19 protein-coding genes are annotated in these 23,183 nt (G+C 62.7%); 17 read left to right on the plus strand and 2 right to left on the minus strand.

From position 1 onward, the window contains the following. Positions 1-2: 2 nt before the first annotated feature. Positions 3-2,702, minus strand: a complete 2,700-nt coding sequence (locus ACKI1H_RS13210; RefSeq protein ID WP_138522717.1) for a [protein-PII] uridylyltransferase — start codon at positions 2,700-2,702, stop codon at positions 3-5. A gap of 143 nt (positions 2,703-2,845) precedes the next feature. Next, positions 2,846-3,643, minus strand: coding sequence for a type I methionyl aminopeptidase (map, locus tag ACKI1H_RS13215; RefSeq protein WP_280054894.1), 798 nt, complete (start codon positions 3,641-3,643; stop codon positions 2,846-2,848). A 302-nt stretch (positions 3,644-3,945) separates the two neighbouring features. On the opposite strand from map, the gene rpsB reads away from it, so the two are divergent. The 17 genes from rpsB to accA all read left to right on the plus strand — a co-directional run bounded on the left by rpsB (position 3,946) and on the right by accA (position 23,169). Beyond that, on the plus strand, positions 3,946-4,686 hold the full coding sequence (gene rpsB, locus ACKI1H_RS13220) for a 30S ribosomal protein S2 (RefSeq protein WP_017521179.1): 741 nt from the start codon (positions 3,946-3,948) through the stop codon (positions 4,684-4,686). 125 nt (positions 4,687-4,811) lie between these two features. Next, positions 4,812-5,681, plus strand: a complete 870-nt coding sequence (tsf, locus tag ACKI1H_RS13225; protein ID WP_440468577.1) for a translation elongation factor Ts — start codon at positions 4,812-4,814, stop codon at positions 5,679-5,681. A gap of 206 nt (positions 5,682-5,887) precedes the next feature. Beyond that, positions 5,888-6,625, plus strand: a complete 738-nt coding sequence (gene pyrH / locus ACKI1H_RS13230; RefSeq protein ID WP_017521181.1) for a UMP kinase — start codon at positions 5,888-5,890, stop codon at positions 6,623-6,625. 1 nt (position 6,626) lies between these two features. Next, on the plus strand, positions 6,627-7,184 hold the full coding sequence (gene frr, locus ACKI1H_RS13235) for a ribosome recycling factor (RefSeq protein ID WP_024766083.1): 558 nt from the start codon (positions 6,627-6,629) through the stop codon (positions 7,182-7,184). 16 nt (positions 7,185-7,200) lie between these two features. Next, entirely contained in the window at positions 7,201-7,956 is a 756-nt protein-coding gene (uppS, locus tag ACKI1H_RS13240) for a polyprenyl diphosphate synthase (protein ID WP_440468578.1), read from the plus strand. Beyond that, complete coding sequence (locus ACKI1H_RS13245; protein WP_138522709.1) at positions 7,950-8,765, plus strand: phosphatidate cytidylyltransferase; 816 nt, start codon at positions 7,950-7,952, stop codon at positions 8,763-8,765. The genes uppS and ACKI1H_RS13245 overlap by 7 nt, the downstream gene beginning before the upstream one ends. Beyond that, positions 8,762-9,952, plus strand: a complete 1,191-nt coding sequence (gene ispC, locus ACKI1H_RS13250) for a 1-deoxy-D-xylulose-5-phosphate reductoisomerase (protein ID WP_440468579.1) — start codon at positions 8,762-8,764, stop codon at positions 9,950-9,952. Before ACKI1H_RS13245 ends, ispC begins: the two co-directional genes overlap by 4 nt. A gap of 16 nt (positions 9,953-9,968) precedes the next feature. Then, the gene (gene rseP, locus ACKI1H_RS13255; protein ID WP_138522705.1) at positions 9,969-11,321 is read left to right on the plus strand and encodes a sigma E protease regulator RseP; all 1,353 of its coding nucleotides are present in this window, start codon (positions 9,969-9,971) and stop codon (positions 11,319-11,321) included. A gap of 73 nt (positions 11,322-11,394) precedes the next feature. Continuing rightward, a complete protein-coding gene (gene bamA / locus ACKI1H_RS13260) occupies positions 11,395-13,788 on the plus strand; it encodes an outer membrane protein assembly factor BamA (protein ID WP_440468580.1) in 2,394 nt (797 codons plus the stop codon). A 48-nt stretch (positions 13,789-13,836) separates the two neighbouring features. Continuing rightward, positions 13,837-14,340, plus strand: coding sequence for an OmpH family outer membrane protein (locus tag ACKI1H_RS13265; RefSeq protein ID WP_138522701.1), 504 nt, complete (start codon positions 13,837-13,839; stop codon positions 14,338-14,340). Continuing rightward, positions 14,340-15,401 (plus strand): UDP-3-O-(3-hydroxymyristoyl)glucosamine N-acyltransferase, encoded by a 1,062-nt coding sequence (gene lpxD / locus ACKI1H_RS13270; protein WP_440468581.1) that lies wholly within the window; start codon positions 14,340-14,342, stop codon positions 15,399-15,401. The genes ACKI1H_RS13265 and lpxD overlap by 1 nt, the downstream gene beginning before the upstream one ends. 48 nt (positions 15,402-15,449) lie before the next feature. Then, the gene (gene fabZ, locus ACKI1H_RS13275; RefSeq protein ID WP_138522697.1) at positions 15,450-15,890 is read left to right on the plus strand and encodes a 3-hydroxyacyl-ACP dehydratase FabZ; all 441 of its coding nucleotides are present in this window, start codon (positions 15,450-15,452) and stop codon (positions 15,888-15,890) included. Continuing rightward, a complete protein-coding gene (gene lpxA / locus ACKI1H_RS13280; RefSeq protein WP_138522695.1) occupies positions 15,887-16,663 on the plus strand; it encodes an acyl-ACP--UDP-N-acetylglucosamine O-acyltransferase in 777 nt (258 codons plus the stop codon). The genes fabZ and lpxA overlap by 4 nt, the downstream gene beginning before the upstream one ends. Positions 16,664-16,665: 2 nt before the next feature. After that, complete coding sequence (lpxB, locus tag ACKI1H_RS13285) at positions 16,666-17,808, plus strand: lipid-A-disaccharide synthase (RefSeq protein ID WP_440468582.1); 1,143 nt, start codon at positions 16,666-16,668, stop codon at positions 17,806-17,808. Further along, complete coding sequence (gene rnhB, locus ACKI1H_RS13290; RefSeq protein WP_138522691.1) at positions 17,808-18,419, plus strand: ribonuclease HII; 612 nt, start codon at positions 17,808-17,810, stop codon at positions 18,417-18,419. Before lpxB ends, rnhB begins: the two co-directional genes overlap by 1 nt. 154 nt (positions 18,420-18,573) lie before the next feature. Beyond that, positions 18,574-22,104, plus strand: coding sequence for a DNA polymerase III subunit alpha (gene dnaE, locus ACKI1H_RS13295; RefSeq protein ID WP_440468583.1), 3,531 nt, complete (start codon positions 18,574-18,576; stop codon positions 22,102-22,104). A gap of 114 nt (positions 22,105-22,218) precedes the next feature. Then, positions 22,219-23,169: an acetyl-CoA carboxylase carboxyl transferase subunit alpha gene (gene accA, locus ACKI1H_RS13300; protein WP_138522687.1), complete on the plus strand. Its 951-nt coding sequence runs from the start codon at positions 22,219-22,221 to the stop codon at positions 23,167-23,169. Positions 23,170-23,183: the final 14 nt, after the last annotated feature.

The raw sequence follows: 23,183 nt of genomic DNA on the forward strand, positions 1-23,183 counted from the left end.
GATTAGATACTGATGCGGACCGGCATCGTCTGCTGGCCGCCGTCGGAGAGGATGTCCACCAGGGCCGTCTGGATGCGCTTGCACAGCTCCGGGTCGGAGAGCGGCTGGTTGTGCGCATCGGTGACGAAGAACACGTCCTCCACGCGCTCGCCCAGGGTGGCGATCTTGGCGTTCTGCACCGACAGGTCGAAGTCCAGGAACAGCCCGCCGATGCGAGCCAGCAGGCCGGGTCGATCGGGGGCGATGACTTCCAGCACACTGACCTGGCGCGCCGCGTCGGTGGAAATGGTCACCTGCGGGTTGAAGGCGAAGTGCTTGAGCTGGCGCGGGACGCGGCGCTGGATGATGGTCGGGTACTCGTCCGGGTCCTTCAGGGCATTGACCAGGCCTTCGCGAATTTCCTCGACTCGGCTGGGATTGTTGCCGATCGAGCCGCCATCGGCGTCGAGCACTATGTAAGTGTCGAGGGTGAACAGGCTGGTGGAAGTGATGATCCGCGCGTCCTGAATGTTCAGGTTGAGCTGGTCCATCGCCGCCACGGTCACGGCGAAGAAGTCGTGCTGGTCGCCGGCATAGATAAAGATCTGCGTGCCGCCTTCGAACTCGCGCTGGGCGGTTTCCTTGATCAGCACCAGCGGGGTGCCGTCGTCCGGGTGCTGGAGGATGGCCTCGGTGTGCCAGGCCACGTCAGCGGCGCTGTGGCGCAGGAAGTAGTCGTCGCCCAGTTGGCTCCAGAGCTGCTCGGCGTCGTCCTGGTCGATGCCGCCGCGCACCAGGATGTCGATGGCCGCGCTCTGTGTCTGGCGGATCTGCTCCTCGCGGTCCACCGGGTTCTCCAGGCCGCGGCGCAGCGCGCGCTTGGTCTCGGTGTAGAGCTGGCGCAGCAGGCTGGCGCGCCAGGAGTTCCATAGCGTCGGGTTGGTGGCGTTGATGTCGGCGACGGTCAGGACGTAGAGGTAGTCCAGGTAGGTCTGGTTACCCATCAGCTGGGCGAAATCGTAGATCACCTGCGGGTCGGACAGGTCCTTGCGCTGGGCTGTGGTCGACATGATCAGGTGGTTCTGCACCAGCCAGGAGACCAGGTTGGTGTCCCACGGCGGCAATTGGTGGCGCTGGCAGAAGTGCTCGGCGTCCACCGCGCCCAGTTCCGAGTGGTCGCCGCCGCGGCCCTTGGCAATGTCGTGGTAGAGGCCGGCGATGTAGATCAGCTCCGGCTTGGGCAGGCGCTCCATGATCTTGCTGGCCAGCGGGTACTTTTCCGCCATATCCGGGCGCCGAAGTTTGCGCAGGTGCTTGATCAGGTTGAGGGTATGCGCGTCGACCGTATAGATGTGGAACAGGTCGTGCTGCATCTGCCCGACGATCAGCCCGAACTCCGGCAGGTAGCGGCCGAGGATGCCGTAGCGGTTCATCCGTCGCAGGTTGCGGTGAATGCCTTCCTGGCACTTGAACAGCTCGATGAACAGGCTGGTGTTGCGGATGTCGTGGCGGAAGTCGTCGTCGATCAGGTGCCGGCTGTCGCGCAGCAGGCGGATGGTATCGGCGCGTACGCCCTTGATCTCCGGGTGCTGGGCCAGCAGCACGAAGATTTCCAGCAGGGCGAACGGGGTGCGCTTGAAGACGTTGGCGTGGGTGACTTCCAGGTAGCCATCGCGCAGCTGGAAACGGCTGTTGAGCGACTGGATCTGGCCGTTTTCGCCGGCCCGCAGGATCACTTCTTCGAAGTGCTGGGTGATCAGGTCGTTCAGCTCGGAAACGGCCATCACCACGCGGTAGTACTTCTGCATGAAGCGCTCGACCGCCAGCTTGGCGTCGTTGCCTTCATAGCCGAGCATCCCGGCGATACGCCGCTGGTGGTCGAACAGCAGGCGGTCTTCGGCGCGGCCGGCGAGCATGTGCAGGGCGTAGCGGACCTTCCAGAGGAACTCCTGGCTGGAGGCCAGCACCGCGCACTCGCTCTCCACCAGGAAGCCTTCGCGGACCAGGGCGTGCAGGTTGAGGCTGCCGAAGTGGCGGCGGGCGACCCAGAGCAACGTCTGGATGTCGCGCAGGCCGCCGGGCGAACCCTTGACGTTGGGTTCGAGGTTGTATTCGGTGTCGTTGTATTTGGTGTGGCGGTGGATCTGTTCCTTGCGCTTGGCCAGGTAGAACTGCCCGCTGGGCCACATCTGCTTCGCGCTGGTGGCTTCGAGCATGCGCTGGCGCAGGCTGTCCGGACCGGAGATGGTCCGGCATTCCATCAGGTTGGTAACCACGGTGAGGTCGGCGCGCGCTTCCTCGGCGCATTCCGCCACTGAGCGCACGCTCTGGCCGACCTCCAGGCCGATGTCCCAGAGCAGGGTGAGGAAGCCTTCGATGGGCTCGCGGAAGCTTTCCTGGTCCTCGCTGTCGAGCAGGATCAGCAGGTCGATATCCGAGTGCGGATGCAGCTCACCGCGCCCATAGCCGCCCACCGCAACCAGTGCGATGTCGGCGTCGTCGCCCCAGTCGAAGCGATTCCAGGCCTGCTGCAGGATCTGGTCGACGAACCAGGCGCGGTCCTCGATCAGCCGGCGGATGTCGCGGCCGCCATTGAAGCGGGCGTCGAGCACCTCGTTGGCCTGACGAATGGCCTTCTTGAAGGCGGCGATGGGGCTGGATTTGAGGGCTAGTTCCGCCTGGAACTGCCCACGGTCGAACAACTCGGGATCCACCTGCGGCATGGCGGCCTTCCTGATCAATGGCTTAGGGGAGGGCAGGGGCAAGAGGGCAACCGGGCCTGCGCACATGGCGCTAGGCCCGACGGCTGTGCCGGGCCAGGATTTCTATGTTCTACCCAGCCGTCGGCGAGATTGCAAACCGCTCCTCAGGCCGAGGTGCGCGGGAAGCTTTCGTCGTTGCGCAGGGTCAGGATCTCGTAGCCGCCGGCGGTGACCAGCACGGTGTGCTCCCACTGCGCGGACAGCTTGCGGTCCTTGGTGATGGCCGTCCAACCGTCGCCCAGCAGGCGGGTTTCCGGGCGGCCCTGGTTGATCATCGGCTCGATGGTGAAGATCATGCCTTCCTTGAGCTCCAGGCCGGTGCCGGCGCGGCCGTAGTGCAGCACCTGAGGCTCCTCGTGGAACACCTGGCCGATGCCGTGGCCGCAGTACTCGCGCACCACGGAGAAACCGTTCTTCTCGGCGTACTTCTGGATCACTTCGCCGATGTCGCCCAGGCGCGCGCCCGGCTTGACCACGTCGATGCCCTTGTACATGCATTCCTGGGTGATCTGGCACAGGCGGTCAGCCCATTCCGGGGTCTTGCCGACCGAGAACATCTTGCTGGTGTCGCCGTGGTAGCCGTCCTTGATGACGGTGACATCGATGTTGACGATGTCGCCTTCCTTGAGCGGCTTTTCGTTGGGGATGCCGTGGCACACCACGTGGTTGATCGAGGTGCAGATGGACTTGGGGAAACCCTTGTAGTTCAGCGGCGCGGGAATGGCCTTCTGCACGTTGACGATGTAGTCGTGGCAGATACGGTCCAGTTCGTCGGTGGTGACGCCGGGCTTGACGTGTTCGCCGATCATTTCCAGCACTTCGGCGGCCAGACGGCCGGCGACGCGCATTTTCTCGATGTCTTCGGGCGTCTTGATGGTGACGGTCATGCGACTTCTCTTCAGGCGCTGCGTGCGCGCGGGTAAATGAGAGGAATGCGCAAGTCTATCAGATTTGGCGCCCCTCTATTAAGGGTGGACGGCCGACGGGCCACTCGGACGAGGCGGCGAGGGTGGTGCCGGGCGTCCTTTCGGGTTTTGTTCTGGCCGAGGTTGTGGTATAAAGCGCCCCGCTCTGAAGGCTACGGCCATTTTGGAGCATTAACCCACACATGCATCGACACGATGGCCTGGGTGCCTTTCGACACAGTCGGAGGGTTGGCCGTTGGGATGCATGGAGGCCTAACCCGACTTATCGAGGAACTATCATGTCCCAAGTCAATATGCGCGATATGCTGAAGGCCGGTGTGCACTTCGGCCACCAGACCCGTTACTGGAACCCGAAAATGGGCAAGTTCATTTTCGGCGCGCGTAACAAGATCCACATCATCAACCTCGAAAAAACCCTGCCGATGTTCAACGAGGCCCTGACCTTCGTTGAGCGCCTGGCCCAGGGCAAGAACAAGATCCTGTTCGTCGGCACCAAGCGTTCCGCCGGCAAGATCGTTCGCGAAGAAGCTGCCCGTTGCGGCATGCCGTACGTCGACCACCGTTGGCTGGGCGGCATGCTCACCAACTACAAGACCATCCGTCAGTCGATCAAGCGCCTGCGCGAGCTGGAAGTTCAGTCTCAGGACGGCACCTTCGCCAAGCTGACCAAGAAAGAAGCTCTGATGCGCTCCCGCGATCTGGAAAAACTGGATCGCAGCCTGGGCGGCATCAAGGACATGGGCGGCCTGCCGGACGCTCTGTTCGTGATCGACGTTGACCACGAGCGCATTGCTATCACCGAAGCCAACAAGCTGGGTATCCCGGTTATCGGCATCGTCGATACCAACAGCAGCCCGGAAGGCGTTGACTATGTTATCCCGGGTAACGACGACGCCATCCGCGCCGTACAGCTGTACCTGGGTTCCATGGCTGAAGCCGTACTGCGTGGCAAGAGCGCCGGTGGCGTGACTGCTGACGAGTTCGTAGAAGAAGCGCCGGCCGAATCCGCCGAAGGCTGATTCCAGGACGTCCAGACGTCCTGCGGTGCGCGGAAAGGGGGCTAGGCCCCCTTTTTGCCACCCTGTAAATTCCGCCCGGGCAGCCGGGCGATCTGGTTTTGAGAGCAACTCAAGAGGATTTCGAAATGGCAGAAATTACTGCAGCACTGGTCAAGGAACTGCGTGAGCGTACCGGCCAGGGCATGATGGAGTGCAAAAAGGCACTGGTAGCCGCCGAAGGCGATATCGAGAAAGCCATCGACGACATGCGCGCTTCCGGCGCCATCAAGGCTGCCAAGAAGGCCGGCAACATCGCCGCCGAAGGCGCCATCGCCGCCAAGGTAGCTGACGACGGCAAATCCGCGACCATCATCGAAGTCAACTCGCAGACCGACTTCCTGGCCCTGCAGGACGACTTCAAGAACTTCGTCGCTGCCAGCCTGGACAAGGCTGTTGCCCAGAAGCTGACCGACGCCGCTCCGCTGATCGCGGAACAAGAGCCGGCCCGTGAAGCCCTGGTTGCCAAGTGTGGCGAGAACGTCAACATCCGTCGCCTGGCTCGCACCGAAGGTGATGTGGTTGGCGCCTACCTGCACGGCCACCGCATCGGCGTTCTGGTTACCCTGATGGGTGGCAATGCTGAACTGGCTCGCGACATCGCCATGCACGTTGCTGCCAGCAACCCGCAGTTCCTCGATCCGTCGCAGGTTTCCGAAGAAGCCGTGGCCAAAGAGAAGGAAATCTTCCTCGCTCTGAACGCCGACAAGATCGCTGGCAAGCCGGAAAACATCGTCGAGAATATGGTCAAAGGCCGTATCTCGAAGTTCCTGGCCGAAGCCAGCCTGGTCGAGCAAGCGTTCGTCAAGGATCCGGAAGTCAAGGTCGGTGACCTGGCCAAGAAAGCCGGCGCTGAAATCGTTTCCTTCGTTCGTTTCGAAGTAGGCGAAGGCATCGAGAAAGTCGAAGCTGACTTTGCTGCCGAGGTTGCTGCTCAAGTAGCCGCTTCCAAGCAGTAATAGACAGTCTCACGACTGTCGCCCCGCAAGAGGCTGCCCGCTAACGCGCGCGGCCTCTTTGCCAAACTGGGGAAACCAAAAGGGGCGGTTTCCACGGCGCAGGCCCGCAAGGCGGGTTTAAAGGCACCGTAAGGCTGGCTGGTCCAAGCTTTCCACCAAGCACCCACAAGGTGCACAGCATTCAATCGCCGCAGGAGAAAAAGGTCATGGCTCAGCAGCTGAGCGCTCGTCAACCTCGCTATAAACGCATTCTTCTAAAACTGAGCGGCGAAGCCCTGATGGGCTCCGAGGAGTTCGGCATCGATCCCAAGGTGCTGGACCGCATGGCGCTGGAGATCGGCCAGCTCGTCGGTATCGGCGTGCAGGTCGGTCTGGTGATCGGTGGTGGCAACCTGTTCCGTGGCGCGGCGCTGTCCGCGGCCGGCATGGATCGCGTCACCGGTGACCACATGGGCATGCTCGCCACCGTGATGAACGGCCTGGCCATGCGTGACGCCCTGGAGCGCTCCAACATCACCGCCATCGTCATGTCCGCCATTTCCATGGTCGGCGTGACCGATCACTACGACCGCCGCAAGGCCATGCGTCACCTGAAGAGTGGCGAAGTGGTGATCTTCTCCGCCGGTACCGGCAACCCGTTCTTCACCACCGATTCCGCCGCCTGCCTGCGCGCCATCGAAATAGATGCTGACGTAGTACTCAAGGCGACCAAGGTGGACGGCGTGTACACTGCCGACCCGTTCAAGGACCCGAATGCCGAGAAGTTCGAACGTCTGACGTATGACGAAGTGCTCGATCGCAAGCTGGGCGTGATGGACCTTACCGCCATCTGTCTGTGCCGGGACCAGAAAATGCCGTTGCGCGTGTTCAACATGAACAAGCCCGGCGCGCTGCTGAATATTGTTGTAGGTGGTGCTGAAGGCACCCTGATCGAGGAGGATTGAGATGATCAACGAGATCAAGAAGGAAGCGCAGGATCGTATGGGCAAAACCCTGGAAGCCCTGGGCCATGCCTTCGCCAAGATTCGTACTGGCCGTGCGCACCCGAGCATCCTGGATAGCGTGATGGTGTCCTACTACGGTTCCGACACTCCGCTGCGCCAAGTGGCCAACGTCACCGTGGAAGACTCCCGTACCCTGGCTCTTAGCGTCTTCGACAAGACCATGATCCAGGCGGTTGAGAAGGCCATCATGACCTCCGACCTGGGCCTGAATCCCGCGACCGCCGGTACCACCATTCGTGTACCGATGCCGGCCCTGACTGAGGAAACCCGCAAGGGCTTCACCAAGCAGGCTCGCGCCGAGGCCGAGCAGGCCCGTGTTTCCGTACGCAACATTCGCCGCGATGCTCTTGCTCAGCTGAAAGACCTGCAGAAAGAGAAGGAAATCAGCGAGGACGAAGAGCGCCGCGCCGGTGACGATGTGCAGAAGATCACCGACAAGTTCGTCGCCGAGATCGAAAAGGCCCTCGAGGCCAAGGAAGCGGACCTGATGGCCGTTTGACGGCCGGGCTCTTGTCATGGAAAAGACCAAGCAGGTGACGCCCGTGCCCCGGCACGTGGCGATCATCATGGATGGCAACAATCGCTGGGCGAAGAAGCGCCTTATGCCCGGAGTGGCTGGGCACAAGGCTGGCGTGGATGCCGTCCGTGCGGTGATCAAGACCTGCGCCGAGGCAGGCGTCGAAGTGCTGACGCTGTTCGCCTTCTCCAGTGAGAACTGGCAGCGCCCGGCCGAAGAGGTTGGCGCGCTGATGGAGCTGTTCCTCATGGCCCTGCGCCGCGAGGTACGCAAGCTCAGTGCCAACGGCATTCGGCTGCGCATCATCGGTGACCGCAGTCGATTCGCTCCTGAGTTGCAGGCGGCGATGCGCGAGGCCGAGGCGCTGACGGCCAAGGGCAGCAGTATGCTGCTGCAGGTGGCGGCGAACTATGGTGGCCAGTGGGATATCACCCAGGCCGCCCAGCGTCTCGCCCGTGAAGTGCAGGCCGGCCATCTGGCGGCAGAGGAAATTACCCCGGAGCTGATCCAGGGTTGCCTCTCCACCGGAGACCAGCCGCTGCCCGACCTGTGCATTCGCACCGGTGGCGAGCACCGCATCAGCAATTTCCTTCTGTGGCAGCTGGCCTATGCCGAGCTGTATTTCTCCGATCTCTACTGGCCCGACTTCAAGCACGAAGCCATGCAGGCTGCGTTGCAGGACTATGCCTCTCGTCAGCGCCGCTTCGGCAAGACCAGCGAGCAGGTCGAGGCCGAGGCACCCCCGTCATGTTGAAACAACGAATCATCACGGCGCTGGTCCTGTTGCCGATCGCGCTGGGTGGTTTCTTCCTGCTCGATGGTGCGGCGTTCTCGCTGTTCATTGGTCTGGTGGTGAGCCTGGGTGCCTGGGAATGGGCGCGACTGGCCGGTTACAACGAGCAGTCTGCTCGCGTCGGTTACGCCGCTGTCGTCGCCGTGCTGATGCTGGTCCTGGCCTGGCTGCCGCAACTGGCCGGTGCTGTGCTGGTGCTGGCACTGCTCTGGTGGGGGCTGGCGATCGTCATGGTGCTGACCTATCCGGACAGCGCGTCGAGCTGGGGCGGCCGTTGGCGTCGACTGCTGATCGGCCTGCTGATCCTGCTGCCGGCCTGGCAGGGGCTGGTGCTGCTCAAGCAATGGCCGCTGTCCAATTGGTTGATCGTTGCCGTGATGGTGCTGGTCTGGGCTGCCGACATCGGCGCCTATTTCTCCGGAAAGGCCTTTGGCAAGCGCAAGCTTGCCCCGCGCGTAAGCCCGGGCAAAAGCTGGGAAGGCTTCTTCGGCGGCCTGGCGCTTTGCCTGGCGATCACCGTCGCTGTCTCCATCTATCGCGACTGGACTGTGCGTGAACTGCTGCTGGCGCTCCCGTGCGCGGCCATCGTGGTGGCCTTGTCGGTCATCGGTGACCTGACCGAAAGCATGTTCAAGCGCCAGTCGGGCCTCAAGGACAGCAGTAATCTGCTGCCGGGTCATGGTGGCGTGCTGGATCGCATCGACAGCCTGACCGCGGCCATCCCGGTATTCACCGCGTTGCTCTGGGCCGTGGGCTGGGGTACGCCGTGAGTCATCCGCAGTGGATCACTGTGCTGGGGGCAACCGGATCGATTGGCCTCAGCACTCTCGACGTCATCGGGCGTCATCCGGATCGTTATCGCGTCTTTGCGCTCAGTGGCTTTTCCCGTCTGGCTGAGCTTGAAGTGCTCTGCCTGCGCCATCAGCCGCGCTTCGTCGTCGTGCCTGAAGCTGAGCAGGCGCAAGCCCTGCGGGATCGCCTGAGCTCCGCAGGCCTCGAGGCTCGAGTGCTGGTCGGCGAGGCGGGTCTTTGCGAGATTTCTGCCCATCCCGAAGTGGATGCTGTGATGGCGGCCATCGTCGGCGCCGCTGGTCTGAAGCCTACTCTGGCGGCCGTCGAGGCTGGCAAGCGGGTCTTGCTGGCGAATAAAGAGGCGCTGGTGATGTCTGGCGCGCTGTTCATGAATGCCGTGCGCGCCAGTGGTGCCGTGCTTTTGCCCATCGACAGCGAGCACAATGCGATCTTCCAGTGCATGCCGACGGACTACGCTCGCGGCCTGGGCGAGGTGGGCGTTCGTCGAATCCTGCTGACTGCCTCGGGTGGCCCGTTCCGCGAAACGCCGCTGGAGCAGTTGGCCCAGGTTTCGCCTGAGCAGGCCTGTGCGCATCCCAATTGGTCGATGGGGCGGAAGATTTCTGTCGACTCGGCCAGCATGATGAACAAGGGACTGGAACTGATCGAGGCTTGCTGGCTCTTCGACGCTGCGCCGTCGAAGGTCGAGGTGGTGATCCACCCGCAGAGCGTGATCCATTCCCTGGTGGACTACGTGGACGGGTCGGTGCTGGCTCAGTTGGGCAATCCGGACATGCGTACCCCTATCGCCCATGCCCTGGCCTGGCCGCAGCGGATTGATTCCGGCGTTTCTCCGCTGGATCTGTTCTCCGTCGCCCGTCTGGACTTCAGTGCGCCCGATGAGCAGCGTTTCCCCTGTCTGCGCCTGGCGCGCCAGGCCGCCGAGGCGGGTGGCAGCGTGCCGGCGATGCTTAATGCAGCAAATGAGGTGGCCGTCGCGGCGTTCCTTGAGCGGCGCATCCGCTTCACGGATATCCCGGTTATCATCGACGAAGTGCTGAACCGCGAGGCGCACGCGCCGGTCGAATCGCTCGATGCGGTGTTGGCGGCCGACCAGTGCGCACGCGGCGCCGCGCAGGCGTGGTTGCAGGAGCGCGGGCTTTGAGCCCGAGGAGGTAGCGATGAGCGCCCTTTATATGGTGGTGGGACTGATTGTCGCCCTCGGCGTACTGGTCACCTTCCACGAGTTCGGACACTTCTGGGTCGCCCGTCGCTGCGGGGTCAAGGTCCTGCGCTTCTCCGTGGGCTTCGGCACACCGCTGGTGCGCTGGCATGATCGCCACGGCACCGAGTTCGTCGTTGCCGCCATTCCGCTGGGTGGCTACGTGAAAATGCTGGATGAGCGGGAAGGCGATGTTCCTGCCGAGTTGCTCGATCGCGCCTTCAATCGCAAGACGGTATTCCAGCGCATTGCCATCGTTGCTGCGGGCCCGATTGCCAACTTCCTGTTGGCCATCCTGTTCTTCTGGGTTCTGGCCATGCTGGGCAGCCAGCAGATCAGGCCGATCATCGGCTCCGTGGTGGCGAACAGTCCCGCGGCCATTGCTGGCCTGGCGTCCGGTCAGGAAGTGGTTGCAGTGGATGGCGAGGCTGTCGATGGCTGGAGCGGCGTCAACCTGCAGCTGGTGCGCCGCCTCGGTGAAACCGGCGAACTGAGTGTTTCGGTGCTGGAGCAGGGCTCGAGCGTTCCCGCGGTACACCAGGTGCGCATCAGTTCCTGGCTGAAGAACGAAGATAATCCCGATCCCATCGGTGGCCTGGGAATTCAGCCCTGGCGACCTGCTGTCGCACCGGTAATCGCTGAGCTGGACGAAAAGGGGCCCGCCAAGGCTGCCGGTCTGCAGATTGGTGATCGACTCGTCAGTCTGGATGGTCAGTCGGTCACGGATTGGCAGGACGTGGTCTCGCGTGTCCGCGCCATGCCTGAAGGCAAGGTGATTCTGGGTGTTGAGCGCGCCGGCCAGCGCGAGGAGCTGGCCCTGACCCTGGCAGCCAAGGGGGAGGGCAAGGCCCGCACTGGCTACCTGGGTGCAGGTGTCGCCGGCGGTCAGTGGCCTGCGGAAATGCTCCGCGAAGTGAGCTATGGACCGGTGGCGGCGGTGGGGCAGGCGCTTTCCCGAACCTGGTCCATGAGCCTGCTAACTCTGGATTCTCTAAAGAAAATGGTGCTCGGGCAGCTCTCGGTAAAAAACTTGAGCGGGCCGATAACCATTGCTAAAGTGGCGGGCGCTTCAGCCCAGTCCGGCGTAGGGGATTTTCTGCATTTCCTCGCCTATCTGAGCATCAGCTTGGGGGTTCTCAACCTGTTGCCGATTCCTGTCCTCGATGGCGGGCATCTGCTGTTCTACATGGTCGAGTGGGTGCGAGGTCGCCCACTGTCGGAGCGGGTCCAGGCTTGGGGGATGCAGATTGGCATCAGCCTGGTAGTCGGGGTCATGTTGTTGGCCCTGGTCAACGATCTGAGTCGACTGTAACCGCCCGTTGGTTTTCGGATCTGCCGCCCTTTGCGGCAGATTCTCTATTTGTCAGTTGGAATAAAAGGACTCCATGAAACGCTTTCTGCTTCCCGCGGCCCTTTCCGCGCTGATGATCGCCCAGGTTCACGCCGAGTCCTTCACTGTTTCCGATATCCGGGTCAACGGCCTGCAGCGCGTGTCTGCCGGCAGTGTGTTCGCGGCCCTGCCGCTGAACGTCGGCGAGCAGATCGACGATCGCCGCCTGGTCGAGGCGACCCGCTCGCTGTTCAAGACCGGCTTCTTCCAGGACATCCAGCTCAGCCGTGATGGCAATGTGCTGATCGTCAACGTGGTCGAGCGCCCGTCCATCTCCAGCATCGAGATCGAGGGCAACAAGGCCATCACCACCGAAGACCTGATGAAGGGTCTGAAGCAGTCCGGCCTCTCCGAAGGCGAAATCTTCCAGCGTGCGACCCTCGAGGGCGTGCGCAATGAGCTGCAGCGCCAGTACGTGGCCCAGGGGCGCTACTCCGCCGAGATCGAGACCGAAGTGGTGCCGCAGCCGCGCAACCGTGTCGCGCTGAAGATCAACATCAACGAAGGCACCGTGGCGGCCATCGCCCATGTCAACGTGGTGGGCAACACCGTCTTCTCCGAAGAAGACCTGACCGACCTGTTCGAGCTGAAGACCACCAACTGGCTGTCCTTCTTCAAGAACGACGACAAGTATTCCCGCGAGAAGCTCTCCGGCGACCTGGAACGTCTGCGTTCCTACTACCTGGACCGTGGCTACATCCACATGGATATCGCCTCCACCCAGGTTTCCATCACCCCGGACAAGAAGCACGTCTACATCACCGTCAACGTCAACGAAGGCGAGAAGTACACCGTCAGCGACGTGAAGCTCTCCGGCGACCTGAAGGTGCCGGAAGACGAAGTGAAGAAGCTCCTGCTGGTGAAGAAGGGCCAGGTATTCTCCCGCAAGGTGATGACCACTACCTCGGACCTCATCACCCGTCGCCTGGGTAACGAGGGCTACACCTTCGCCAACGTCAACGGCGTTCCCGAGCCGAACGACGAGAACAAGACCGTGTCGATCACCTACGTGGTCGATCCGGGCAAGCGCGCCTACGTCAACCGCATCAACTTCCGTGGCAACACCAAGACCGAGGACGAAGTACTCCGTCGCGAGATGCGCCAGATGGAAGGCGGCTGGGCCTCGACCTACCTGATCGACCAGTCCAAGCAGCGCCTCGAGCGCCTGGGCTACTTCAAGGAAGTCAACGTCGAGACCCCGGCTGTTCCGGGTACCGACGACCAGGTCGACGTCAACTACAGCGTGGAAGAGCAGCCGTCCGGCTCGATCACCGCGAGCGTGGGCTTCGCCCAGAGCGCCGGTCTGATCCTCGGCGGCTCGATCAGCCAGAACAACTTCCTGGGTACCGGTAACAAGGTCAGCATCGGCCTGACCAAGTCCGACTACCAGACCCGTTACAACTTCGGCTTCGTCGACCCCTACTGGACCGTTGACGGCGTGAGCCTGGGTTACAACGCCTTCTACCGCAAGACCGACTACGACGAGCTCGATGTCGACGTTTCCAGCTACTCGGTGAACAGCCTGGGTGCCGGCGTCAGCATCGGCTACCCGATCAGCGAGACCTCGCGTCTGACCTACGGCCTGACCGTGCAGCGCGATGACATCGACACTGGCGCCTATACCGTCGATGAGATCTTCGACTTCATCGAGAAGGAAGGCGACAGCTTCACCAACTTCAAGGCGTCCATCGGCTGGTCCGAGTCGACCCTGAACAAGGGCGTGCTGGCGAACCGCGGTCACTCGCAGAGCCTGGTGCTGGAAACCACCATTCCGGGTAGCGACCTGTCGTTCTACAAGCTCGACTACCGCGGCCAGATATTCGCGCCGCTGACTGAAACCTACACCATGCGCTTCCACACCGAGCTGGGTTACGGCGGCGCATACGGTGATACCGATCGCCTGCCGTTCTACGAGAACTACTACGCCGGTGGCTTCAACTCGGTGCGTGGCTTCAAGGACAGCTCCCTTGGTCCGCGTAGCACCCCGAGTATTGCGCGCAATGCGGATGGGTCGCAGATGGCTAGTGGCGGTCCGGATAGTAAAGGCCGCTACACCGACCCGGATCAGGATCCGGAAGCCTTCGGTGGTAACATCCTGATCACCGGCGGCGCCGAGCTGCTGTTCCCGCTGCCGTTCGTCAAGGATCAGCGCCAACTGCGTACCGTGCTGTTCTATGACATCGGTAACGTGTTTGATACCGATTGCCCGACGTCTTCCACGCAGGGTTGCGATGGCGTCAAGTTCCAGGACATGGCGATGTCCGCGGGTGTCGGCCTGACCTGGATTACCGCGCTGGGCCCGCTGAGCTTCAGTCTGGCGACGCCGATCAAGAAACCGGATAACGCCGAGACCCAGATCTTCCAGTTCTCCCTGGGACAGACCTTCTAATTGGCCGTATCGTTGTAAAGACAACCATGCTTTGTGCAGGAGTGCATTGTGCGTAAGTTGACCCAGTTCGTCCTGATCACCGCCGCCCTGGCAGCGAGCCCCGCGTTCGCCGACATGAAGATCGCGGTGCTCAACTATCAGATGGCACTCCTCGAGTCGGATGCGGCCAAGCAATATGCCGTGGATGCCGAGAAGAAGTTCGGCCCCCAGCTGACCAAGCTCAAGGCCCTGGAAACCGACGCCAAGTCCCTGCAGGACAAGCTGGTCAACGGCGGCAGCAAGATGTCCAACGCCGAGCGTGAAAAGGCTGAAGGCGACTTCAAGCAGAAGGCCCGCGACTTCCAGTTCCAGTCCAAGGAACTGAACGAAGCCAAGGCCGTTGCCGACCGCGACATGCTCAAGAAGCTCAAGCCGAAGCTGGATCAGGCCGTCGAGGAAACCATCAAGAAAGGTGGTTATGACCTCGTGGTCGAGCGTGGTGCCGTGGTCGACGTCAAGCCGCAGTACGACATCACCCGTCAAGTCATCGAGCGCATGAACCAACTGCGCTGATGATGACCGAGCTGTCCTTTACTCTCGCCGAACTGGCTGCGCAACTCGACGCCGAGTTGCGCGGCGATCCCGCTCAGGTAATCAGCGGGCTGGCTACCCTGCAGGATGCAGGTGCCGGTCAGCTGAGTTTTCTGGCCAATCCGCAGTACCGCAAGTTCCTTGCCGACAGCCAGGCCAGCGCCATCCTGCTGACTGCCGCTGACGCCGAAGGCTTTACCGGCAATGCGCTGATCGTTCCCAATCCCTACCTGGCCTATGCCGGCCTGTCCCACCAGTTCGACCGCAAGCCCAAGGCGCCGGTCGGCATTCATCCCACCGCGGTGGTCGATGAAGGTGCTCAGGTCGACGCAAGTGCCAGTGTCGGCCCCTATGCCGTGATCGAGGCGGGTGCGCAGATCGGTGCGAACGTCACCATCGGTGCCCACTGCTTCGTTGGCGCGCGTAGCGTGGTTGGCGAGGGTGGCTGGCTTGCACCGCGCGTTACGCTCTACCACGACGTCCGCATCGGCAAACGTGTGGTGATCCAGTCCGGTGCCGTGCTGGGTGGTGAGGGCTTCGGCTTCGCCAACCACAAGGGTGTCTGGCAGAAGATCGCGCAAATTGGCGGCGTAACCCTGGGTGATGACGTCGAGATCGGCGCCAACACCACCATCGATCGTGGCGCGTTGTCCGACACTATCGTCGGTAACGGCGTGAAGCTGGACAACCAGATCATGATCGCCCACAACGTGCAGATCGGTGACCACACGGCCATGGCCGGCTGTTGCGGGATTTCCGGCAGCGCCAAGATCGGCAAGCACTGCATGCTCGCCGGCGGCGTCGGCCTGGTCGGCCACATCGAGATTTGTGACAACGTCTTCGTCACCGGGATGACCATGGTGACCCGTTCGATCACCGAACCGGGCTCCTACTCGTCCGGTACCGCCATGCAGCCCGCGGCTGAATGGAAGAAGAGTGCCGCGCGCATTCGTCAGCTGGATGACATGGCCCGTCGTCTGCAGCAGCTGGAAAAGCGCCTGGCCGCCGTGACCCCAAGCGGAGACGCTCCATCAGATGCGTGATCCACGCATTTTTTGGCGTTTCCCTTTTCTGAACAGGCTCCCCTGAACATGATGGACATCAACGAGATTCGCGAATACCTGCCTCATCGCTACCCCTTCCTGCTGGTGGATCGGGTGGTGGAGCTGGACATCGAAGGCAAGCGCATTCGCGCCTACAAGAATGTCAGCATCAACGAGCCGTTCTTCAATGGCCACTTCCCGCAGCACCCGATCATGCCGGGTGTGCTGATCATCGAAGCCATGGCCCAGGCGGCCGGAATCCTCGGCTTCAAGATGCTCGACGTGAAGCCGGCCGATGGCACTCTCTATTACTTCGTCGGCTCCGACAAGCTGCGCTTCCGCCAGCCGGTGCTGCCGGGTGACCAGCTGCAGCTCAACGCCCAGTTCATCAGTGTCAAGCGCGGCATCTGGAAGTTCGACTGCAATGCCACCGTGGACGGCAAGCCGGTATGCTCGGCTGAAATCATCTGTGCGGAACGCAAACTATGAGTTTGATCGATCCTCGCGCCATCATCGACCCGCGCGCAAAGCTGGCTGACGACGTAGAAGTGGGCCCCTGGTCCATGGTCGGGCCGGATGTGGAGATCGGCGAAGGTACGGTGATCGGTCCGCACGTGGTGGTCAAAGGCCCCACGAAGATCGGCAAGCACAATCGGATTTTCCAGTTCTCCAGCGTGGGGGAAGATACCCCTGACCTGAAGTACAAGGGCGAACCGACTCGCCTGGTGATTGGCGATCACAACGTGATCCGCGAGGGTGTGACCATTCATCGCGGCACCATCCAGGATCGCTCGGAAACCACCATCGGCGACCACAACCTGCTCATGGCCTACGTGCACATCGGCCACGACAGTGTGATCGGCAACCATTGCATCCTCGTGAACAATACTGCGCTGGCAGGTCATGTTCACGTGGATGACTGGGCGATCCTCTCCGGCTACACGCTGGTGCATCAGTTCTGCCGTATCGGCGCTCACGCCTTCTCCGGCATGGGCACCACCATCGGCAAGGACGTCCCGGCCTATGTGACGGTCTTCGGCAACCCCGCCGAGGCCCGCAGCATGAACTTCGAGGGCCTGCGCCGTCGTGGCTTCAGCGCCGAATCGATCCAGGCGCTGCGCCGGGCCTACAAGGTGGTCTACCGCCAGGGCCTGACGGTGGACGAGGCGCTGGCCGAACTGGCCGAAGTTTCCGCGCAGTTCCCGGAAGTCGCGGTGTTCCGCGACTCCATCCAGAGCTCCACCCGCGGCATCACCCGCTGACCATGCAATCGACCGCACGCAAGCTGCGCGTCGCCCTGGTCGCGGGCGAGGCGTCCGGCGATATCCTCGGCTCCGGACTCATGCAGGCGCTCAAGCAGCGCCACTCCGACATCGAGTTCATCGGTGTCGGCGGTCCGCGCATGGAAGCCGAAGGGCTGAAGTCGCATTTCCCCATGGAACGCTTGTCGGTCATGGGGTTGTTCGAGGTCCTGGGGCGTCTGCGCGAACTGCTGCGCCGGCGCAAGGACCTGGTACAGATGCTGATCGCGGCCAGGCCGGATGTGTTCATCGGCATCGATGCGCCGGACTTCACCCTCAATATCGAATTGAAGCTGCGTCGCGCGGGCATCCGCACGGTGCACTACGTCAGCCCGTCGGTCTGGGCCTGGCGGCAGAAGCGTGTGCTGAAGATCAAGGAAGCCTGCGATCTGATGCTCGCGCTCTTCCCCTTCGAGGCGCGCTTCTACGAAGAGCATGCGGTGCCGGTGCGTTTCGTCGGCCATCCGCTGGCCAACACCATTGCGCTGGAGGCCGACCGCGCCGGTGCACGCGAACGTCTCGGTCTTCCGCAGGACGCCTGCGTTGTCGCGCTTCTGCCCGGTAGCCGGGGAGGCGAGGTTGGCAAGCTGGGTGCGTTGTTCCTCGATACCGCTCAGCGCCTGCTGCAGAGCCGTCCCGATTTGCGCTTCGTGCTGCCTTGCGCGAGCCCTGATCGTCGTTTGCAGATCGAAGAAATGCTCTCCGGTCGCGATCTGCCGGTGCAATTGCTCGATGGTGCCTCCCATGAGGCGCTGGCCGCGTGCGATGCCGTGCTGATCGCGTCGGGCACCGCCACGCTGGAAGCGCTGCTTTACAAACGGCCGATGGTCGTTGCCTACAAGGTCGCGCCCATGACCTATCGCATTCTCAAGCGCTTGGTAAAGAGTCCGTACATCTCGTTGCCAAACCTGCTGGCTGGCCGTCTACTGGTTCCGGAGCTGATCCAGGACGCGGCAACGCCAGAGACGCTGGCCACGACCTTGCTGCCCCTGCTCGACGACGGCAGCGTACAGACCGAACCCTTCGACGCCATCCATCGCGCCTTGCGCCAGGATGCGTCCGCGCAGGCCGCCGAAGCGGTGCTCGCCCTGGTGGAGAAACGTTGATGCAGATGGGCCTGGACTTCACCCTGGTGGAAGAGCTGGTAGCCGGTGTCGATGAAGTGGGTCGTGGTCCTCTGTGCGGTCCAGTGGTCACCGCCGCAGTGATCCTCGACCCGACGCGCCCGATCAAGGGTCTCAACGACTCGAAGAAGCTCAGCGAAGCGCGGCGCGAGGCGCTGTTCGACGAGATCCGCGAGAAGGCCCTGGCCTGGTGCATAGCCCGTGCCGATGTGCATGAGATCGACCAGCTGAACATCCTCCACGCCACGATGCTCGCCATGCAGCGCGCGGTGGAGGGCCTGAGCGTCACGCCGAAGCTCGCGCTGATCGATGGCAATCGCTGCCCGAAACTGAAGGTGCCCTCCGCGCCGGTCGTCCAGGGTGACGCCAAGGTCCCGGCCATTGCAGCCGCGTCGATTCTGGCCAAGGTCAGCCGCGACCGCGAGATGCAGGAAATGGAAGCCCTTTACCCCGGCTACGGCATTGGCGGGCACAAGGGCTACCCGACCCCGGTGCACCTCGAAGCCCTCCGGCGCCTGGGTCCGACACCCATCCACCGCCGGTCCTTTGGGCCGGTGCGTGCGCTGCTGGAAAATCCCGCCGGCATCCTGTAACACCCTGTTATTTCTCTGGAATTCCTCGCGGCCAGCGCTTCTGCGGTGACTTGAAACACCCGGCGCGACGGCTGGCCCATTGATCCCTGTAGCTTTGCGGACAGCCCCGGTACAATCCGGGGCTTGCCGTTTTTCGCGTTTGCCAAGGACCACCATGACCGCCACCTTCGTTCACCTGCGTCTGCACACCGAATTCTCCCTGGTCGACGGCCTGGTACGGGTCAAGCCGCTGATCAAGGCGGTCGGCGGGGCGGGTATGCCGGCAGTGGCGGTGACCGACCTGAGCAACATGTGCTCGCTGGTGAAGTTCTACAAGACGGCCATGGGCGGCGGCATCAAACCGATCTGCGGTGCCGACATCTGGCTGGCCAATCGCGACGAGGACGGCCCGCTGACCCGTCTGACCCTGCTGGCGATGAATGCCAAGGGCTACCGCAACCTCACCGAGCTGATTTCCCGTGGCTGGCAGGAAGGCCAGCGCAACGGCGAGATCATCATCGAGCGACAGTGGGTCAAGGAGGCCGCCGAAGGCCTGATCGCGCTGTCCGGCTCCAAGGAAGGCGAGATCGGCATGGCGCTGCTGGAGGGCGACGACGCCCACGCAGACTCCCTGCTGGCCGAGTGGCTGGAGGTTTTCCCGGATCGCTTCTACCTCGATATCCAGCGTACCAACCGGGTCAACGACGAAGAGCATGTGCATGCCGCCGTGGCCCTGTCTGCGCGCAGTGGCGCCCCGTTGGTTGCCACCAACGACGTGCGCTTCATCAAGGAAGCGGACTTCGAGGCCCACGAGACCCGGGTTTGTATCGGCGAAGGCCGCGCCCTGGATGACCCGCGCCGCTCGCGCAGCTATTCCGATCAGCAATACCTGAAGAGCCCGGAGGAGATGGCCGAGCTGTTCAGCGATATTCCCGAGGCTCTGGAAAACTCCGTCGAGATCGCCAAGCGCTGCAACATCGACGTGCAGCTGGGCAAGTACTTCCTGCCCAACTTCCCGATCCCCTTCGACGACATGGACATAAACGACTACCTGCGCCATGTCTCCTACGAAGGCCTGGAAGAGCGCCTGGCAGTGCTGTGGCCGAAAGAGACCACGCCCAACTACGAAGAGAAGCGGCAGATCTACGTCGATCGACTGGAGTTCGAGCTGGGCACCATCATCCAGATGGGCTTCCCCGGCTACTTCCTGATCGTGATGGACTTCATCAAGTGGGCCAAGAACAACGGCGTACCGGTGGGCCCCGGCCGGGGATCGGGTGCCGGCTCGCTGGTCGCCTACGTGCTGAAGATCACCGACCTCGATCCGCTGGCCTATGACCTGCTGTTCGAGCGTTTCCTGAACCCCGAACGTATTTCCATGCCCGACTTCGACGTCGACTTCTGCATGGAAGGCCGCGACCGAGTGATCGACTACGTGGCCGGCGCGTACGGCCGCAATGCGGTGAGTCAGATCATCACCTTCGGCTCCATGGCCGCGAAGGCGGTGGTGCGCGACGTGGCGCGGGTACAGGGCAAGTCCTACGGCCTGGCCGACAAGCTGTCGAAGATGATCCCCTTCGAAGTGGGCATGACCCTGGAGAAGGCCTTCGAGCAGGAGGAAATGCTTCGCGACTTCCTCAAGACCGACGAGGAAGCCCAGGAAATCTGGGACATGGCGCTCAAGCTGGAGGGTGTGACCCGTGGTACCGGCAAGCACGCCGGGGGGGTGGTGATCGCGCCGACCAAGCTGACCGACTTCGCCCCCATCGCCTGCGACGAAGAGGGCGCCGGCCTGGTGACCCAGTTCGACAAGGACGACGTGGAGGCCGCCGGCCTGGTGAAGTTCGACTTCCTCGGCCTGCGTACCCTGACCATCATCAAGTGGGCGATGGAGATCATCCATCGCAAGCAGCAGAAGGCCGGTGACCCCAATCTGGTCGACATCGACCGCATCCCGCTGGACGACAAGAAGACCTACGACCTGCTGCAGAAAGCGGAAACCACCGCGGTGTTCCAGCTTGAATCGCGCGGCATGAAGGAGCTGATCAAGAAGCTCAAGCCCGACTGCCTGGAAGACCTCATCGCACTGGTGGCGCTGTTCCGTCCCGGCCCGCTGCAGTCGGGCATGGTGGACGACTTCATCAACCGTAAGCACGGTCGTGAGGAAATCTCCTACCCGCACCCGGACTACCAGTACGCCGGCCTCGAACCTGTGCTCAAGCCCACCTACGGCATCATCCTGTACCAGGAACAGGTGATGCAGATTGCCCAGGTGATGGCGGGCTACAGCCTCGGCGGCGCGGACATGCTGCGTCGCGCCATGGGCAAGAAGAAGCCCGAGGAAATGGCCAAGCAGCGCGGCGGCTTCATCGAGGGCTGCAGCAACAACGGCATCGATGCCAACCTCTCGGGCAACATCTTCGACCTGGTGGAAAAGTTCGCCGGCTATGGCTTCAACAAGTCGCACTCGGCCGCCTACGGCCTGGTGTCGTACCAGACCGCCTGGCTGAAGACCCACTGGAAAGCCCCGTTCATGGCCGCGGTGCTCACCGCGGATATGCAGAACACCGACAAGGTGGTGACGCTCATCGAGGAGTGCCGCCACATGAAGCTGCGCATCCTCGCGCCGGACGTGAACAACTCCGAGTTCCGCTTCACCGTCGATGAGGACGATCAGATCGTCTACGGCCTGGGCGCGATCAAGGGCGTCGGCGAAGGTCCGGTGGAGGCCATCACCGAGTGCCGCAACGAAGGCGGGCCGTTCAAGACCCTGTTCGACTTCTGCGACCGTATCGACCTCAAACGTGTCAACAAACGTACCCTGGAGGCGTTGATCCGCGCTGGTGCGCTGGACCGACTCGGCCCGCACTTCTTTGAGGAGCAAAAGGCCTACCACGCCCACGTCGATATCAACCGCGCCGTGCTGCTGGCGTCCATGGAAGAAGCCGTGAAGGCCGCCGAGCAGACCTCGCGCAGCCACGACAGCGGTCACATGGACCTGTTCGGCGGCGTCTTCGCCGAGCCCGAGGCGGACGTCTACGCCAACCACCGCAAGGTCAAGGAGCTCAACCTCAAGGAGCGCCTGAAGGGCGAGAAAGATACCCTCGGCCTGTACCTGACCGGTCACCCCATCGACGAATACGAAGGCGAGGTGCGACGTTTTGCCCGCCAGCGCATTGTCGAGCTGAAACCTGCGCGCGATACCCAGACCGTCGCCGGCCTCATCGTCAACCTGCGGGTCATGAAGAACAAGCGCGGCGACAAGATGGGCTTCGTGACCCTGGACGACCGCTCGGGCCGGATCGAGGCCTCGCTGTTTGCCGAAGCCTTCGCTGCCAACCAGGCGCTGTTGCAGACCGACGCGCTGGTGGTGATCGAGGGCGAGGTCAGCCAGGACGATTTCTCCGGCGGCCTGCGCCTGCGTGCCAAGCGCGTGATGGGGCTGGAAGAGGCTCGCACCTCGCTGGCGGAAAGCCTGCGGGTGCGCGTCCATGCCGATGCGCTCAAGGGTGACCGCCTGCGCTGGCTGGCCGATCTGTGCACCCGCCACCGTGGCAGTTGCCCGGTCACCGTGGACTACAGTGGCGAGCAAGCGCGCGCCCTGTTGCAGTTCGGTGAGCAATGGCGAATCGACCCGGCAGACAACCTGATTCAAGCGTTGCGTGACCAGTTCGGCCGCGACAACGTCTTCCTGAACTACCGCTAGTGAAGCCGGTGGCCCAAGGCCGCCCGCCCGCCAGTCTCGACCCTTGGCGCCCGATACCGTAAGGTAGGGCGCCTACGGACCAGGCCCAGCCGCCAACAGAACGACGGATAGCCCATGAACCCGAATTTTCTCGATTTCGAACAGCCCATTGCCGACCTGCACGCCAAGATCGAAGAGCTGCGCCTGGTCGGTAACGACAACGCGCTGAACATCACCGACGAAATCTCCCGTCTGCAGGAGAAGAGCAAGGCGCTGACCGAGAACATCTTCGGCAACCTGTCCAGCTGGCAGATCGCCCAGCTCGCGCGCCATCCGCGTCGCCCCTATACCCTGGATTACATCGAGCACATCTTCACCGAGTTCGAAGAGCTGCACGGCGACCGCCACTTCTCCGACGACGCCGCGATTGTCGGCGGTGTTGCCCGTCTGGAAGACCAGCCGGTGATGATCATCGGCCACCAGAAGGGCCGTGAAGTCCGTGAGAAGGTACGCCGCAATTTCGGCATGCCGCGTCCGGAAGGCTACCGCAAGGCCTGCCGCCTGATGGAAATGGCCGAACGTTTCAAGATGCCGATCCTGACCTTCATCGACACCCCCGGCGCCTACCCGGGCATTGATGCCGAAGAGCGCGGCCAGAGCGAAGCGATCGCCTGGAACCTGCGCGTCATGGCGCGCCTGAAGACCCCGATCATCGCCACCGTCATCGGCGAAGGCGGCTCCGGCGGCGCACTGGCCATCGGCGTCTGCGACCAGCTGAATATGCTGCAGTACTCCACTTACGCGGTGATCTCGCCCGAAGGTTGCGCCTCGATCCTCTGGCGTACCGCCGAGAAGGCACCGGAAGCGGCCGAAGCCATGGGTATCACCGCCAACCGCCTGAAGGACCTGGGTATCGTCGACAACGTCATCCCCGAGCCGCTGGGCAGCGCCCACCGAGATCCGGCCGCCATGGCCGAGACCATTCGCAACTCCCTGCTCGGCCAGCTCGATACGCTGAACCAGTTGAGCACCGAAGAACTCCTCGCGCGCCGCTACGAGCGCCTGATGAGCTACGGCGTCGCCTGATCGACGCCTTCGGC

Origin of the sequence: Pseudomonas sp. YH-1 (genome assembly GCF_051990045.1) — a bacterium.
Classification (GTDB): domain Bacteria; phylum Pseudomonadota; class Gammaproteobacteria; order Pseudomonadales; family Pseudomonadaceae; genus Pseudomonas; species Pseudomonas nicosulfuronedens.